We start from the raw sequence: 15463 nt of genomic DNA, 5'->3' as shown, positions 1-15463 counted from the left end.
GTAAGTTGCCACGCAGCGCAGGGCGCGGCATGAGGAAGGTGGCGCAGTGAGGGAGCGTTCCCAACCCGCCGCGTCGCCGACCGTCCGCCGCCACGAACAGGAATGATGGCTGTGCAGAAGTTCGTCGCCGAACAGAAGTGCTCCGCCGAGAGCCATGACCGGAGTGCGCGGCTCGTCGCCGATGTCGCGACCGCGCCCGCCGTTTGAATCTGTGATGATCCGTTCTCTTTCTCTCTGCGTCGCGAGCCTCGCACTCGGCCTTCTGACGGGACCCGTCGCGGCCGCGCCCATCAAGAACCCCATCGCCGTGTTCTCCGGCCTCGACAAGGTGACGGGGCGCATCATCTCGTTCGACGTCTACATCGACGAGACGGTGCAGTTCGGCGCTCTGCGTGTGACGCCGCGGACCTGCCTCACCCAGCCTCCCACCGAGGAGCCGAACACGATGGTGTTCGCCGAGGTGGACGAGATCACCCTCGATTCGCGGATCCGTCGGATCTTCACCGGCTGGATGTTCGCGGCGAGCCCGGGCCTCAACGCCGTCGAGCATCCGGTCTACGACGTCTGGCTGAAGGACTGCGTCCTATCCTCGGACGTCGCTCCGCCGCCGGGCTTCAAGCAGGGCGACTACGCGCAGGACCCGATGGGGCTCATCGATCGCCCCGACGGATGGTTCCCCGTGCCTCGCCGCCGCCCCTTCGTGGCGCAGCAGCAGGAGGAGGAAGAGGTGCCGCCCGACCTTATCGAGGATTGATGGCGGCGAGCGCGTCGACGCCGCTGAGGGCCGTGGCCGGCGCGAAGTCGGCGTTCACCTCGAGGGCTTGGTCGAGGAGCCGCTGATACTGGTTCCGGCTGATCTCCACCGCGCCGAACTGGGCGAGGTGATCGGTGATGAACTGGGCGTCGAGCAAGGTGAAGCCACCGCGCCGCAGCCGCCCGGCGAGGTGGACGAGGGCGACCTTGGAAGCATCGCGCACCCGCGAGAACATCGATTCGCCGAAGAAGGCACCCGCGAGACGCACGCCGTAGAGGCCGCCGACGAGCTCGCCGTCGAGCCAGGCCTCCACCGAATGGGCCTGACCGAGGGCGTGGAGGCTCGTATAGAGCTGGCGAATGCGGCTGTTGATCCACGTGCGCTGGCGGCCCGGAGCGGGGGCGGCGCAGCCGTCGAGCACCGCAGAGAAGGCGGTGTCGACGCGCACCTCGAAGCGATCCTGCCGCACGAGGCGGGCGAGGCGGCTCGGGACGTGGAAATCATCAAGGGGCAGGATGCCGCGACGTTCGGGCTCGATCCAGTAGAGTCCCGGGTCGTCGGCCGACTCCGCCATCGGGAATATCCCGCACGCGTACGCCTTCAGCAGGACCTCAGGGGTGATCTCAAGCACGATGTTGTCGGGGCTCGTCATCCACCACTTCCCTTTGCCAGGTACGACTCCAGCCAATGGATATCGTAGGCGCCGTTCGCGATGTCAGGATGGTCGATCAGATCACAAAAGAGCGGGAGAGTGGATTCCACGCCATCCACCACGAACTCGCCGAGCGCTCGACGCAGTCGCATGAGACACTCCACCCGATTGTTGCCGTGGACGATCAGCTTGCCGATCAGGCTGTCGTAGTAGGGCGGGATCCGGTAGCCCTGATAGACGGCCGAATCGACGCGGACGCCCAGCCCGCCGGGCGGATGATAGTGGGTGATGACCCCCGGCGAGGGCACGAATGTGCGTGGATGCTCGGCGTTGATGCGGCACTCGATGGCGTGGCCGTTGAAGTGGATGTCCTCCTGCTTGACGCCGAGCGACCCGCCACTCGCAACGCGCAGCTGAGCGTGCACCAGATCGAGCCCGGTGATCATCTCGGTCACCGGATGCTCCACCTGGAGACGCGTGTTCATCTCGATGAAGAAGAACTCGCCATCCTCGTAGAGGAACTCGATGGTGCCGGCGCCGCGATATTTCATCTCCCGCATCGCCTTGGCGACCGTCTCGTAGATCTCCGTGCGCTGGGACTCGTTGAGGGCCGGGGAGCGGGCCTCTTCCCATACCTTCTGGTGGCGCCGCTGGAGCGAGCAGTCGCGCTCTCCGAGCGCCACGGCGTCGCCGCGCCCATCGCCGAGCACTTGGATCTCGATGTGGCGGGGCGTCGCGAGATAGCGCTCGAGATACACCGCGTCGTTGCCGAAGGCGGCCTTCGCCTCCGCGCGGGCACGGGCGGCGGCCTGCACCACGTCGTCGGGACCCTGAGCGACGGTCATACCGCGACCGCCGCCGCCGGCGCTCGCCTTGATCAGCACGGGGTAGCCCACCTCGGCGGCGATGCGCTTCAACTCCTCCTCGGAGCGGATCTCGCCCGCCGACCCCGGCACCACCGGGAGCCCGAGCGCCGCCGCGGTGCGCTTCGCTTCGATCTTGTCGCCCATGGTGCGGATCTGCTCCGCCGTCGGGCCGATGAAGGCGATCCCGTGCGCCTCGAGAATCTCGGCGAAGCGGGCGTTCTCAGACAGGAAGCCGTAGCCCGGGTGAACGGCGTCGGCGCCGGTGATCTCGCAGGCGGCGACGATGGCGGGGATGTTGAGATAGCTCTCGGCCGCGGCGGGTGGCCCGATGCACACCGATTCGTCGGCGAGGCGCACGTGCATTGCGTCGGTATCGGCGGTGGAGTGGACCGCGACGGTGGCGATGCCGAGCTCCTTGCAGGCCCGCTGCACGCGAAGCGCGATCTCACCGCGATTGGCGATGAGGACTTTGCGGAACATCAGCTGATCGCCAACAGCGGCTCGCCGTACTCCACGGGCTGACCGTCTTCCACCAGGATCTCGCTGACCGTGCCGGAGATCTCGGCGACGATCTGGTTCATCGTCTTCATCGCTTCCACGATCATCACCACCTGGCCGGCACGAACGCTGTCGCCCACTTCCACGAAGGGCCGGGAGCCGGGCTCCGGTGCGCGATAGGCGGTGCCGACCATGGGCGACAGCACGATGCCTTCCCGCTTGCCCTGCGGGGCCGCCGCGGCACCCGCAGCCGCGGGGGCGACGGCCGGCGCCGCTGCGGGTGCCGCCGGCACCACGACGGGAGCGGGCGCAACCTGCCGCGCCACGCGCAGCTTCCTGTCGCCTTCGACAATCTCGATCTCGGAGAGGTCCGCCTCGTGGAGCAGCGCGGCAATGGCGCGGATCGCCGCTTCGTCGATGCTTGGGGTGTCTGCCATGTGGATGAACGCCGCCGGTCGCCGACCGGCGCGCCGTGCCCTCTCATGTCAATGCGAAGGGTGGTAGCCCTTCCGGATGATGTGCCGGCAGCCGGCATTCTCCCTCATACGGGAACTCTGCCGGCAAGCCGAGTGGATTCGCGCCGATCCCACAGTGATCCACCGTGGGAGGATGCGTGGGGGCGAAACCCGCCCCTGCGCATGCACACATGGTGCGCGGTGCGTGGCTCATCCACTAGCCGAAGCCTCGCGCCGGACACAAGATTGCCGCAGCCCGGGCGCTGAAAGAGCTGCCGATCAGCACTCCATCTCGCCGCACCGCGCCTCGTTGATGCGCGTGCGCAGCGTGTCGTAGCCCACGGCACCGAACTCCACCGTGTCGCCGACCACGTAGGAGGGGGTACCTGACAGGCCGAGCGCCTGGGCGATCTCGTAGCTCGACTGCACCGTCTCGCGCACCTTGTCGGAGCGCAGCTTGGCGCGGATCTCGTCCACCGGCAGGCCCATGTCGGTGGCGATGCTGAGGGCCACCTTCTCGTTGGCCTGGCCGTCGGCGGTGATCAGACGCTCGTGGAACTCGGGGTAGGATTCGGGGACGAGGTCGTTGACGAGGATCGACACGGCCGCCGCCTCCATGGAGCCCTGGCCGAGCACCGGGAACTCCTTCATGATGACCTTGAGCTGCGGGTCGGCGGCGATCAGCCGCTCGAGATCCTCGTGGGCGCGGCGGCAATAGCCGCAGTTGTAGTCGAAGAACTCCACCATCGTGACGTCACCGGCGGGATTGCCGAGCACGGGGTCGCCCGGCGTGTTCTCCAGCGCATCGCGATATTGCGACAGCGAGCCCTTGCGGGCCGCTTCCGCCTCGGCCTGGCGCTTGGCCTGAAGGGCGGTGAACGCCTCTTCCAAAATCTCCGGATTGGCGAGGAGATAGTCGCGCATGATGGCTTCGACGTCGCTCTTCGTCAGCGGCGCGTCCTCAGCGTCGGCGCGCGGGCCGAAAAGGAGAAGCGGCGCCGCTGCCAGGAGGGTGAGGAATATGCGGATCATGTTGAGCCCTTCGCTGTGAAGATGGTCTCTCGTTAGCGCGGCGGCGGCGCGCCTTGTAGAGGCACGCCGCCGCAGGGGTGTCACATTCGATTGAGGCCTGAGATCAGAAGAACGAGCGGCGCTGCCACCAGCCGACGCGGCGCGGCCGTGCCTCGTCGCTCTCTTCCGTCTTGGTCTCGGTGTCCGTTGCCGTTTCCGTCGCTGTTTCGGGGCTGGCCTCGGCCGTGGTGCTCTCGGCTTCCTCGACCGGCACTTGCGCGGCCGTGACCGCATCCTCGCTTTCGGAGGTTGCCTGGGCCTCGTCCGGCACGACGGCCTCGGCCTCGCTCGATACCGCGGCCGTCTCTTGCGGCGTCTCGATCGGCACCTCGATGACGCCATCGGGAACCGCGACGGCCTCCGCGACCACCGGCTCGCTCACCGCCTCGGCGGGAGCGACCTCCTGGTCGGGCGCATCGCCTTCCTCGTCCGAAGCCTCGTTCTCGTCGCTGCCCGTCGTTTCGACGGCGTCGCCCTCGCGGCGGTGGCGGCGGCCACCGCGACGGCCGCGACGGCGGCGGCCACGCGCTTCGTCGCCGTCTCCGCCGTCGGCGGTCGCCGGTTCGCCGGCCGTCTCGACCGGAGTCTCGGCTTCGACCTCGGTCTCGATTTCGGTGGTGTCGGCGTCGTCCTCGCCCGCCGCATCGGCTTGGCCCGCCTGATAGTCGCGGCCCTCGTCCGAGCCGCCGCGCCGCCGGCGGCGCCGGCGCCGGCGCGACGAACGGTCGCCGTTGCCCGTGTCCTCGGTGGCCTGGACCGTGTCGACCTCGTCGTCCTCGTCCTCCACGGAGACGGCTACGGCATCGGGAGAGAGCTGCGCCGTTGGCGGCACGTCTCCCGGCTCCCGCTCCACCGGCGTGCCGGCCTCGATCTTCATGTGCTGGCCGGACAGCGTTTCGTCGGCATCGACGCCGATCTGAAGGCCGAACCGCTCCTCCAACGCATGGAGATGGGCGCGCTTCTGATTGAGGATATAGAGCGCCACCCCCGAAGACGTCTTGATCGTCACGTGCCGGTCGGCGTGCTTCAGGAGATGCTCTTCGAGCGAGCGCAGGCAGTGGAGGGCCACCGACGAGGTGGAGCGCACCATGCCGGTGCCGCCGCAGACGGGGCAGGGGACCATCGAGGTCTCCACCATGCCTTGGCGGATGCGCTGGCGGCTCATCTCCAACAGGCCGAAGGGCGAGATGCGGCCCACCTGGATGCGCGAGCGGTCGAGCTTCAGCGCGTCCTTCAACCGCTTCTCCACGGCCCGGTTGTGCCGGCGCTCGTCCATGTCGATGAAGTCGATGACGATCAGCCCCGCAAGATCGCGCAGACGCAGCTGCCGCGCCACCTCGTCGGCCGCCTCGAGGTTCGTCTTGAGCGCTGTCTCCTCGATGGAATGCTCCTTGGTGGAGCGCCCCGAGTTGACGTCGATCGACACGAGCGCCTCGGTGGGGTTGATGACAATGTAGCCCTTCGACGGCAACGTCACCTCGGGCGAGAACATCGCATCGAGCTGCGCTTCGATCCCGAAGGCGGTGAAGATCGGCGTCGGCTCGCGGTAGGCCTTCACGTTCTTGGCATGGCTCGGCATGAGCATGCGCATGAAGTCCTTCGCCTCGCGGTAGGCGGCTTCGCCCGACACGAGCACCTCGTCGATCTCCTTGGAGTAGAGATCGCGGATGGCGCGCTTCACGAGGTTGCCCTCCTCGTAGACGAGGGCCGGGGCGATCGACTGGAGCGTGAGGTCGCGCACGCTCTCCCAGAGACGGATCAGATATTCGAAGTCGCGGCGGATCTCGGTCTTGGTGCGCGAGGCACCGGCGGTGCGCAGGATGATACCCATCCCTTCCGGCACTTCGAGCTCGGCGACGAGGCCCTTCAGCCGGTTGCGGTCCGATGCGTCGGTGATCTTGCGCGACACGCCGCCGCCGCGATCGGTGTTGGGCATCAGCACCGAATAGCGGCCGGCGAGCGACAGATAGGTGGTGAGGGCCGCGCCCTTGGTGCCGCGCTCTTCCTTGACCACCTGCACCAGCAGGATCTGGCGCCGCCGGATCACCTCCTGGATCTTGTAGGTCTTCTTCGGGTTCGAGCGGCGCCGCTCCGGGATCTCCTCCATGACGTCGCTGTTGCCGAGCGAGGTGACCTCGCTCGCGCCGTCGTCGGCGTCCTGGTCGTCCGAGACGACCGGGTCGGCGAGGCCGTCGTCGGACTTCTTGGTGGTCTTGCTGGTGGTGCGGCGGCGGCGCGTCGGGCGCTTGGGGGCGGGTTTTTCCTCCTCCGCGGCGTCGGCTGTCGAGGCGTCGGCGGCGCTCGCCTCCTCGCCGGACTCGGCGAGCGTGGCCTCGGCGGCTTCGCCGGGCGCCTCGTCGTCCACCGGCGCGGCGTCCGCAGGAGCGGGCGCGGCGGCCTCCATGTCGCTCGTCGGATTGTCGTCGCCGGCGTCCGCTTCGGCGCTGGTGTCGGAGGCCGGGGCGGCCTCCGCGTCGGCGGTCACCTCGGCGGCCGTTTCGGCAGGTGCCTCCGCCGGCTCTTCGATCACCTCGACGGGTTCGCTCGCGGCGTCCTCGGACGGAGCGCTCTGCGTCGCGGCCGGCTCGGAGGCCGTCTCTTCGGCGACCGCCGCTTCGGCCTTCGCCGCGGCGCCCTTCGAGCGTGAGCGGCGGCGCTTGGTGCGGGCGGGGGCGGGCTCTTCCTCTTCCGCGACGCGCTCGTCGGCGAGGAGGGCAGCGCGGTCGGCCTGGGGGATCTGATAGTAGTCGGGGTGGATCTCGCTGAAGGCGAGGAAGCCGTGCCGGTTGCCGCCATATTCGACGAACGCGGCCTGCAGCGAGGGTTCGACCCGCGTAACCTTGGCGAGATAGATATTACCGCGCAGCGGCTTCTTGCTGGCGGCCTCGAAATCGAAGTCCTCCACCCGCTTGTCGCGCATCACGACGACGCGCGTCTCCTCCGGGTGGATCGCATCGATCAGCATCTTGTTGGACATGAATGAGCTCCTGGCTCCGCGAGCGGCGGCCTTTGGGGCCGGCTTCCGCATCCGAGCGGGCCGATGTGACGGGATGAACTGGCGCGATACGCCCGCGCGCCGGCAAGGCCGGCCGGGCGGTCATGGCGCCGACGAGGTAGCTTCGGGCCGGATGGCCGAAGCGTGAGGTCTGGTGCGCTGATGGCGCGCCGGGAAGGTCGGGGCGCCGACGGGCGAGCCGTCTCGCACCGCATGAAACTCCGCACGAAACGCGCCGGCGGCCGGGATGGCCGAGGCGGCGCGGTCGAGCCGCAGTGGGTATGGGGGTATCGGCAAGCACCGAAAGCGCAGGAACGCCGCACTCCGTGGCGGCGGACGGCAACGTGGCCGTCGACGAGACGTGGCGCGGTGAGGCGTCGGCCGGGCGGGGAAGCCCCGTCACGTCCGTCCTCTCATCATCGCCCGTCGTCCATGACATTCGTCTGTCGTCTCCTGCACCAGGCGACGGAAATAAGGCCGCCGGTGCGGGCCATTCTCCCGGGTCGGCGGCATCGCGTTTGCGTGTGCCTGGCCGTGCCTCGAGATCAAGCGCCCGAAAATGGGATCGCTCAGGATCCGCCCGTTGCCCCAAAACCATACCGAGGTCAACGAGTCGCAACCTATCGGCAAAGATTGTTGTCCACAACACGTTCGTGCACCGCCGATTGCGCGACGGTGCGTCCGATAGGGACTCGATCTCCACGGCGACTTCCCGCAAAAGGGTGGGGGCCGCTCAATATGAAGGTCCGCAATCATATGGTCACGGCTCGGCTCGATAGTAAGATCCTCGCGATCGTCCTCGTGATGTTTGCGGCGCTCGCCGCGATGGCGGGACGGAGCGCGTCGGCGGCCGAGGCTGCGGCGACCAGTGCCAGCTTCACCAGCATAGACGGCGGCACGCGCTTCACGCTGGAATTGAGCGAGGAGCCCGTGCACCGCATCTTCGCGGTGGAGGGGCCACCGCGCCTCGTCGTCGACCTCGATCACGTCACCTTCGACATCGCCGAGCCGGGTGAGGCGTCGGGCCTCGTCTCGGCCTATCGTTTCGGGGCGTTGACGCCGTCGTCGGGCCGCATCGTGTTCGATCTCAAGGAACCGGCCCTCATCACGCGCCAATTCTATCTTCCCTCGCTTGCCGGCCGGCCGGGGCGCCTCGTGCTCGATCTCGCCTCGGCCGCACCGGAACGCTTCGCGCTCGCCGCCAGCAACGCTTCGGCCGCGGCCGAGCAGGAAGAGCCGGGCGCACCCGCCAAGAGCGGCCCCGTCGTGGTCATCGACCCGGGGCACGGCGGCATCGACCCCGGGGCGATCACCGAGGATGGCATTGAGGAGAAGGACGTGGCGCTCGCCTTCGCCAAGCGCCTGCGCAAGGACCTGGAGCGCATCCCCAACCTGACCGTCCGCCTGACCCGCAACGACGATCGCTTCCTCTCGCTCAACCGCCGCATCCGCATCGCGCGGGCCTACGGGGCGGACCTCTTCGTATCGATCCACGCCGACGCCGCGCCGCAGGACTACGTTCACGGCTCCACCATCTACACCCTGTCGGAGCGCCCCTCCGACGCCGAGGCCGCCGCGCTCGCCGCGCGGGAGAACCTCGCCGATTCGGTGTCCGGCTCCATCGAGCCGCAGCGTCAGGAGGAGGTGAGCAGCATCCTCGCCGATCTCCTGCGGCGCGAGACCAAGTCCTACTCGTTCGAGTTCGCCGAGCACCTCATCACCCAGCTCGGCGCGTCGGTGCGGATGAACTCCAACGCCCATCGCTACGCCCGCTTCCGCGTCTTGATGGCCCACGACATCCCGTCGGTTCTCCTCGAGCTCGGCTACCTCACCAACGCGGAGGACACGCGCGATCTCCTCACCGAGGCGTGGCAGGTGCGCGCCAGCGCCTCCGTCGCTCAGGCGGTGGCTGATTTCTTCGCGATCAACCCGGTCGCGGAGGGCAAGAGGCACGCCAGCGACCAGGGGAATATGACGACTCGGTAACGCTCTGTGGGCGCCGAGAGTCTTGCCGGGGAGGCTAATTTTAGGTACGCCCACTCGATGAGCGCGCATTGGCGCGACGGGCGCGATCGTCGGGTCTGAAAGAGAGCGGCGGAAGCACTGGTTGGGTCGCCGGTTCGACGACCTCAGCTCCGGTCTACACAAGTTGGACGCTTGTTCGAACGACCACCCTCGGGAGACGCGTAACCGTGTTGAGATTTTTCGTCGGCTTCCTCGGCTTTCTGTTTTCTGTCGGATCGGTGTTGGGGCTGATCGCCGCGGCAGGCGTCGGCATCTACATTGCCCGGATGTCGGACGAGCTGCCCTCGGTCAACGTCCTGCGTGACTACGAGCCTCCGGTGATGACCCGCATCCACGCCGCGGACGGTTCGCTGGTCGCCGAGTATGCCCGGGAGCGACGACTCTTCCTGCCGATCCAGGCGATCCCCGAGCGGATCCGCTACGCCTTCCTGTCGGCCGAGGACTCGAGCTTCTACCAGCACTCCGGCGTCGATCCGCAGGCGATCATCCGCGCTCTCGTCACCAACCTGCGCAACCGCGGCACCGATTCGCGGCCCGTCGGCGCCTCCACCATCACCCAGCAGGTGGCCAAGAACTTCCTGCTCACCAACGAGGTGAGCTACGAGCGCAAGGTCAAGGAGGCGATCCTCTCCCTGCGCATCGAGGCGGCGTTCACCAAGGACGAGATCCTGGAGCGCTATCTCAACGAGATCTATCTCGGCCTCGGCGCCTACGGCGTGGCGGCCGCCGCGCTCGTCTACTTCGACAAGTCGGTGCACGAACTGACCCTCGCCGAGACCGCCTATCTCGCCGCTCTGCCCAAGGCGCCCAACAACTACCACCCGTTCCGCGCACCCGAGCGGGCCATCGAGCGGCGCAACTGGGTGCTGGAGCGCATGGCCGTCGACGGCGTCATCACCGAGGAGGAGCGCCGCGAGGCCGCCGCGGAGCCGCTTCGCGTGAAGCCCCGTGCTCGCTCCAAGTTCCTCTTCGCCTCCGAATATTTCGCCGAGGAGGTGCGCCGCGAGCTCATCGAGCTCTACGGCAACGACGCCCTCTACGGCGGCGGCCTCTCGGTGCGCACCTCGCTCGACCCCGAGCTGCAGATCATGGCGCGCAAGGCGCTGATGGACGGCCTCATCAAGATCGACATCCGCAAGACCGGCTATCGCGGCCCGATCGAGGAGCTCGACCTCAACGCCAGCGAGGACTGGGGCCCCAAGGTCGGCTCGGTGGAGGGCCTCTCCGACGTGCCGGAGTGGAAGGTGGCGATCGTCCTCTCCTCCAGCTCCGGCGAGGCGATCATCGGCATCCAACCCGAGCGTGAGGTGTGGGGCGCGCTCTCCACCGAGCGCGAGCGCGGCCGCATCACCCGCGGAGACATTCCCTGGCGGTCGGGCCGTCGACCCGGTCAGCACGGCTATCGGGCGATCAGCCGCGTCAGCGACGTGCTGCAGCCCGGCGACGCCGTCTATGTGCAGAAAGGCGAGGGCGACCACTGGACGCTGCGCCAGGTGCCGGAGATCCAGGGCGCTCTCCTTGCCATGGACCCGCACACCGGCCGCGTTCTCGCCCTCATGGGTGGCTTCTCGTTCGCCGATTCGGAGTTCAACCGCGCGACGCAGGCCTGGCGCCAGCCGGGCTCCTCGTTCAAGCCCTTCGTCTACGCCGCCGCCCTCGACAACGGCTACACGCCGTCCTCCGTCATCCTCGACGGTCCCATCGAGATCCGCTCCGGCAACGAGATCTGGCGGCCGAAGAACTACGGCGGCAAGTTCGCCGGCCCGTCCACGCTGCGCACGGGCATCGAGCGCTCGCGTAACGTCATGACCGTGCGCCTCGCGAAGGACATGGGCATGCCGCTCGTCGCCGAGTACGCCGAGCGCTTCGGCATCTACGACAATCTCGGCCTCTATCTGCCGATGGCCCTCGGCGCGGGCGAGACCACGGTGAAACGCCTCGTCGGCGCCTACGCCATCATCGCCAACGGCGGACAGCGGCTGCAGCCGACCCTGATCGACCGCATCCAGGACCGGCACGGCCGCACCGTCTTCCGGCACGACAACCGCCGCTGCGACGGCTGCAATGTCACCGCCTGGCGCGACCAGCCCCCGCCCACCGTCATCGACGAGCGCGAGTACGTCCTCGACCCGATGACGGCCTATCAGATCACCTCGATCATGGAGGGGGTCGTGCAGCGCGGCACGGCGACTGTGGTCAAGAAGCTCGGCAAGCCCGTCGCCGGCAAGACCGGCACGACCAACGACGAGAAGGACGCCTGGTTCGTCGGCTTCACGCCGGACCTCGTCGCGGGTGTCTTCATCGGCTACGACGAGCCGAAGCCGATGGGGCGCGGCTCCACCGGCGGCCAGCTCGCCGCGCCGATCTTCCTGGAGTTCATGACCGACGCGCTGCGCGGCAAGCCGGGCATCGAGTTCCGTGTCCCGGAGGGGATCAAGCTGATCCCGGTCAACCGCATCACCGGTCGGCAGGTGTCGGGTTCGGGGCCGGGCGTCATCCTGGAGGCGTTCAAGCCGGGCACGGCGCCGGGCGACACCTTCTCGATCATCGGCCTCAACGACAATCAGCCCACGCGCAACCGCGTCACGCGCGAATCGGAGCGGGCGGTGCTGTCGGGAACCGGCGGCCTCTACTGAGCCACCGCCTCGCTGTGCCGACGCGTGCGCCGCGGCGGCGCGGCGGATGCCTTGCACCGTGCCGCACTGGTGGGCTAGCAAGGCGTCCCACAACTTCAGAGTATCGGGTGGCCTGTGCGCGCCGAAACGGAAAACCTCGTAGACGAGATCAAGCAGGCACTCAGCCTGCTGAGGAGGCATCTTTGACTGGGATGATGCCGTCAAACGCCTCGATGAGCTGAACGCCGCCGTCGAGGACCCCTCGCTCTGGGACGACGCCCAGCGTGCGCAGAAGCTGATGCAGGAGCGTCAGCGCCTCGAGACCCAGATCAACACCATCAATGGCATCGAGACCGAGCTCAACGACGCCGTGGAGCTGATCGAGCTCGGCGAGATGGAGGACGACACCGACGTCGTCACCGAGGCCGAAGGCCAGCTCACCGCGCTGAAGAACGATCTCGGTAAGAAGCAGATCGCCGCCCTCCTTTCCGGCGAGGCCGATCGCAACGATGCCTATCTCGAGGTGCATGCCGGGGCCGGCGGAACCGAGTCGCAGGACTGGGCGCAGATGCTGCTGCGCATGTATGTCCGCTGGGCGGAGCGCGCCGGCTTCAAGGTGAGCACGCTCGAATACAACGACGGCGAAGAGGCCGGCCTCAAGTCCGCCACCATCGAGGTGAAGGGCGAGAACGCCTATGGCTGGCTGAAGACCGAATCGGGCGTCCATCGCCTGGTGCGGATCTCGCCGTTCGATTCGCAGGCTCGCCGCCACACCTCCTTCGCCTCGGTGTGGGTCTATCCGGTGGTCGACGACACTATCAACATCGAGGTCAACGAAGGCGACGTGCGCGTCGACACCTACCGCGCCTCGGGTGCGGGCGGACAGCACGTCAACACCACCGATTCGGCGGTGCGCCTGACGCACATTCCGACCGGCATCGTCGTCGCCTGCCAGAACGAGCGCTCGCAGCACAAGAACCGCGCCACCGCGTGGGACATGCTGCGGGCCCGTCTCTACGAGGCGGAGCTGAAGAAGCGCGAGGAGGCCGCTCAGGCCGAAGCCGACTCCAAGACCGACATCGGCTGGGGTCATCAGATTCGCTCCTACGTGCTGCAGCCCTATCAGCTCGTGAAGGACCTGCGCACCGGCCTCGAGAGCACCGCGCCCGACGACGTGCTCGACGGCGAGCTCACGCCGTTCATGGAGGCGAGCCTCGCCCAGCGCGCCTACGGCACCGAGGTGGACGTCGCCGACGTCGAATGACGGGAGAGCCGGGCGGCCTCGAATTCCGCCCGGCATCCATCACGCCCGACAAGGCTCGATGGACGCCTCCGACGAGGCATTCGCGGATCGCCGAACCCGCTCTCACCCTTCCAATTCCCGCTGACGATGCCGCGCACTTTGCGTCATCATCCGGCCAACGTGTCCGTGCATAGGACACGTTCATATCGTCAAAGGGATTATTCCATGTTGTTGATACGACCGCTGGCCGCCGCGCTCATTGTCCTCACCGGTCTCATCGCCGTCGCCGAGACGAGCCCCGCCTTCGCGCAGACCGAGCTGCGGCCCTGCCGCGAGCGCAAGGTCGGCTCGCGAACCGTCAAGGGCAACCTCATCCACGTCTATCGGATCCGCCCCGAAGCGGGCACCGCCTGCCGCATGAACATGAACATCGGCGGCAACATCCAGATCCGCCAGGTGCGCGTCACCGAGCGGCCGAAGCGGGGCAAGCTCGTCACCGTGCGCCGCAACCAGATCGTCTATCAGGCCGGGCGCTCCACCAGCGAGGACCTCTTCGGCATCTCCTTCAACGTCATCAACAGGCACGGCACGGGCTGGGTGAACGTCGCCGTGCAGGTCCAGCCGCGCCGCTGACGGGGCGGGCGGACGCTACTCGCAGAGCCTCGCGCCGCCGCGGCGGGGGGCGAGGTCGAGATGGAGGTGATCGTCGTGCAGGGCATTGGTGGTCGGGCCGAGCACCGTGGTGAAGAGGGCGCAGGCGCCGCCACGGATCGCCGCCTGAAACGCGCGGGCAGCCTCCGCGCTGTCGGGCCGCGGCTTCACCATGACGCGCTCGCCGTCCGCCAGCACCACGCCCGACACGTCGATGGCGTTGGCGAAGGCGTGCTCGCTCAGGCGCACCGAGGTGGCGCCCGTGCGCCGCATGCGGCACTGGTAGGTGGTGCCGACCGCCACCGTCGCCACGTCCTCGGCGAGGTGGAGGCGGGCTGAGGGGGCGACCACCTCGCTCACCCAGCGTGCAAGGGCGAGGGCGGCGGGGCATCGCAGAACGGTCTCGGTGCCGAGCGAGATGCCGCCGACCGTCTTCATCCGCACCACGCGCGGCGCGCCGCAGGCCTCCTCCTCAAGCGCGCCCGCGATCGTGAAGGCCGCTCCGGCCGCCTTCAAGGCGTCGATGCAGGTGTCGTCGTCGCCGGGATCGAACCTTGTGGAGCGCCCCCTGTCGGCTTCAGCGATCGGCGGAGCGGCGTCCTGCGGGGTCGCCTTCGGCATCGGTGCGGGCCGTTCCGCCTCGCCCGGTCCGCTCGGCGCAACGGCCGGGGTAGGGGGTGTCATGCCGGGTGAGGAGCCCGCCGCGTCGGCCGCCTCGAGGGGGGAGGCGAGCAGCGCCGCGACGGCGAGGAGCCTCGCCCACCTCACGTGCGCACCACTTCGAGCGGCCGGTAGAAGCCCGGCGTCAGGCAGGCCGCCGACCGCGCCCTGTCGTTGAAGGGCGGCTTCAATGCGCCGCGAAAGTGGGTGCGTACGAGGCGGTGAAAGGCCGGCTCCGCCCGCTGCCCCGCCCTGTCGCAAAGATAGCGGAACCAGGCGGCCCCGACATAGACGTGGCCCTTCTCGTCCTCGTAGATCCGCTTCAGCACCGCCGCGCTCTCCTCATCGCCCATCTCCTCGAATGTTGCGATCATCGAGGGCGTCACGTCGAGCCCGCGCGCCTCGAGCACCAGCGGCACCACGGCGAGGCGGGCCGCAAGATCGCCGCCCGTCGCCTCCGCCGCCTGCCAGAGCCCGTCGTGGGCGGGGAGATCGCCATAGGCGGCTCCATGCTCGGCGAGCCGGTCGCACAGAAGGCCGAAGTGGAGCGCCTCCTCGGATGCGACGCGAGTCCACTGGTCGAAGAAGGACCGTGGCATGCCCTCGCCGGCGAACCGACCGACGATGTCCCAGGCAAGGTCCATCGCGTTCAGTTCGATGTGGGCGATGGCGTGCAGGAAGGCGATGCGCCCCTTCGCGCCGCCGAGCGAGCGCCGCGGCATCGCCCGCGGCGGCAAGAGCTCGGGGCGCGGCGGACGGCCCGGCCGGTTGGGCATCGCCCGGTCGAGCGTCGGTCGCGTGAGGGACAGCGTGCGACCCATCCACGCCTCCCGCGCCAAAGCGGTGAGGCGGGCTTTTTCCACAGGATCGGCGGTGCCGACGATCAGCGCGGCCGCATCGCGCAGCGAGGCATAGGGTCGCGCCGCTGGCTCGGTCATCGTCCTCGGGTCGCCGCGCTCGGCACCGGCCGGCCGCGAC

Annotated in this window: 12 protein-coding genes; 5 read left to right on the top strand and 7 right to left on the bottom strand. The window is 68.5% G+C overall.

Annotated features, from left to right (window positions below):
* Positions 1-214: 214 nt before the first annotated feature.
* Positions 215-754 (top strand): DUF2155 domain-containing protein, encoded by a 540-nt coding sequence (locus JCR33_RS03840; protein ID WP_198880697.1) that lies wholly within the window; start codon positions 215-217, stop codon positions 752-754.
* Here the strand turns inward: JCR33_RS03840 and aat are convergent.
* The 5 genes from aat to JCR33_RS03815 all read right to left on the bottom strand — a co-directional run bounded on the left by aat (position 741) and on the right by JCR33_RS03815 (position 7273).
* Positions 741-1406 (bottom strand): leucyl/phenylalanyl-tRNA--protein transferase, encoded by a 666-nt coding sequence (gene aat / locus JCR33_RS03835; protein WP_198880696.1) that lies wholly within the window; start codon positions 1404-1406, stop codon positions 741-743. The two genes, JCR33_RS03840 and aat, sit on opposite strands and share 14 nt — an antisense overlap.
* Positions 1403-2752 (bottom strand): acetyl-CoA carboxylase biotin carboxylase subunit, encoded by a 1350-nt coding sequence (gene accC / locus JCR33_RS03830; protein WP_198880695.1) that lies wholly within the window; start codon positions 2750-2752, stop codon positions 1403-1405. Before accC ends, aat begins: the two co-directional genes overlap by 4 nt.
* Complete coding sequence (accB, locus tag JCR33_RS03825) at positions 2752-3207, bottom strand: acetyl-CoA carboxylase biotin carboxyl carrier protein (RefSeq protein ID WP_198880694.1); 456 nt, start codon at positions 3205-3207, stop codon at positions 2752-2754. Before accB ends, accC begins: the two co-directional genes overlap by 1 nt.
* Before the next feature lie 297 nt (positions 3208-3504).
* Positions 3505-4257, bottom strand: coding sequence for a DsbA family protein (locus tag JCR33_RS03820; protein WP_198880693.1), 753 nt, complete (start codon positions 4255-4257; stop codon positions 3505-3507).
* 103 nt (positions 4258-4360) lie between these two features.
* Positions 4361-7273, bottom strand: coding sequence for an Rne/Rng family ribonuclease (locus JCR33_RS03815; RefSeq protein WP_198880692.1), 2913 nt, complete (start codon positions 7271-7273; stop codon positions 4361-4363).
* Between the two features lie 774 nt (positions 7274-8047).
* Here JCR33_RS03815 and JCR33_RS03810 point away from each other — a divergent pair.
* From JCR33_RS03810 to JCR33_RS03795, 4 genes are all read left to right on the top strand, one after another.
* Complete coding sequence (locus JCR33_RS03810; protein WP_198880691.1) at positions 8048-9277, top strand: N-acetylmuramoyl-L-alanine amidase; 1230 nt, start codon at positions 8048-8050, stop codon at positions 9275-9277.
* Between the two features lie 209 nt (positions 9278-9486).
* Complete coding sequence (locus JCR33_RS03805; RefSeq protein ID WP_198880748.1) at positions 9487-11952, top strand: penicillin-binding protein 1A; 2466 nt, start codon at positions 9487-9489, stop codon at positions 11950-11952.
* A 114-nt stretch (positions 11953-12066) separates the two neighbouring features.
* Positions 12067-13195, top strand: a protein-coding gene (gene prfB / locus JCR33_RS03800; RefSeq protein WP_198880690.1) for a peptide chain release factor 2 whose coding sequence is annotated in 2 segments (ribosomal slippage) — positions 12067-12135 and positions 12137-13195 — 1128 coding nt in all. Because the reading frame shifts where the segments join, the coding sequence is not laid out codon by codon here.
* A gap of 204 nt (positions 13196-13399) precedes the next feature.
* Positions 13400-13807: a hypothetical protein gene (locus tag JCR33_RS03795; protein WP_198880689.1), complete on the top strand. Its 408-nt coding sequence runs from the start codon at positions 13400-13402 to the stop codon at positions 13805-13807.
* Positions 13808-13822: 15 nt separating this feature from the next.
* Here JCR33_RS03795 and JCR33_RS03790 read toward each other — a convergent pair whose 3' ends face one another.
* Both JCR33_RS03790 and JCR33_RS03785 read right to left on the bottom strand, forming a co-directional pair.
* Positions 13823-14593, bottom strand: coding sequence for an extensin-like domain-containing protein (locus JCR33_RS03790; RefSeq protein WP_198880688.1), 771 nt, complete (start codon positions 14591-14593; stop codon positions 13823-13825).
* Positions 14590-15423 (bottom strand): ferritin-like domain-containing protein, encoded by an 834-nt coding sequence (locus tag JCR33_RS03785; protein WP_198880687.1) that lies wholly within the window; start codon positions 15421-15423, stop codon positions 14590-14592. The genes JCR33_RS03790 and JCR33_RS03785 overlap by 4 nt, the downstream gene beginning before the upstream one ends.
* Positions 15424-15463: the final 40 nt, after the last annotated feature.

This window comes from Acuticoccus mangrovi (assembly GCF_016411865.1).
In the GTDB taxonomy this organism is placed as follows: domain Bacteria; phylum Pseudomonadota; class Alphaproteobacteria; order Rhizobiales; family Amorphaceae; genus Acuticoccus; species Acuticoccus mangrovi.
The sequence above is the reverse complement of the archived record's forward strand: the minus strand, read 5'-3'. Positions and strand labels throughout refer to the sequence as shown.

Coding starts and splice junctions, on each gene's coding strand:
- accB (WP_198880694.1), bottom strand. CDS start 3,207: ATGGCAGACACCCCAAGCATCGACGAAGCGGCGATCCGCGCCATTGCC.
- JCR33_RS03785 (WP_198880687.1), bottom strand. CDS start 15,423: ATGACCGAGCCAGCGGCGCGACCCTATGCCTCGCTGCGCGATGCGGCC.
- accC (WP_198880695.1), bottom strand. CDS start 2,752: ATGTTCCGCAAAGTCCTCATCGCCAATCGCGGTGAGATCGCGCTTCGC.
- JCR33_RS03795 (WP_198880689.1), top strand. CDS start 13,400: ATGTTGTTGATACGACCGCTGGCCGCCGCGCTCATTGTCCTCACCGGT.
- JCR33_RS03820 (WP_198880693.1), bottom strand. CDS start 4,257: ATGATCCGCATATTCCTCACCCTCCTGGCAGCGGCGCCGCTTCTCCTT.
- JCR33_RS03810 (WP_198880691.1), top strand. CDS start 8,048: ATGGTCACGGCTCGGCTCGATAGTAAGATCCTCGCGATCGTCCTCGTG.
- JCR33_RS03840 (WP_198880697.1), top strand. CDS start 215: ATGATCCGTTCTCTTTCTCTCTGCGTCGCGAGCCTCGCACTCGGCCTT.
- JCR33_RS03815 (WP_198880692.1), bottom strand. CDS start 7,273: ATGTCCAACAAGATGCTGATCGATGCGATCCACCCGGAGGAGACGCGC.
- aat (WP_198880696.1), bottom strand. CDS start 1,406: ATGACGAGCCCCGACAACATCGTGCTTGAGATCACCCCTGAGGTCCTG.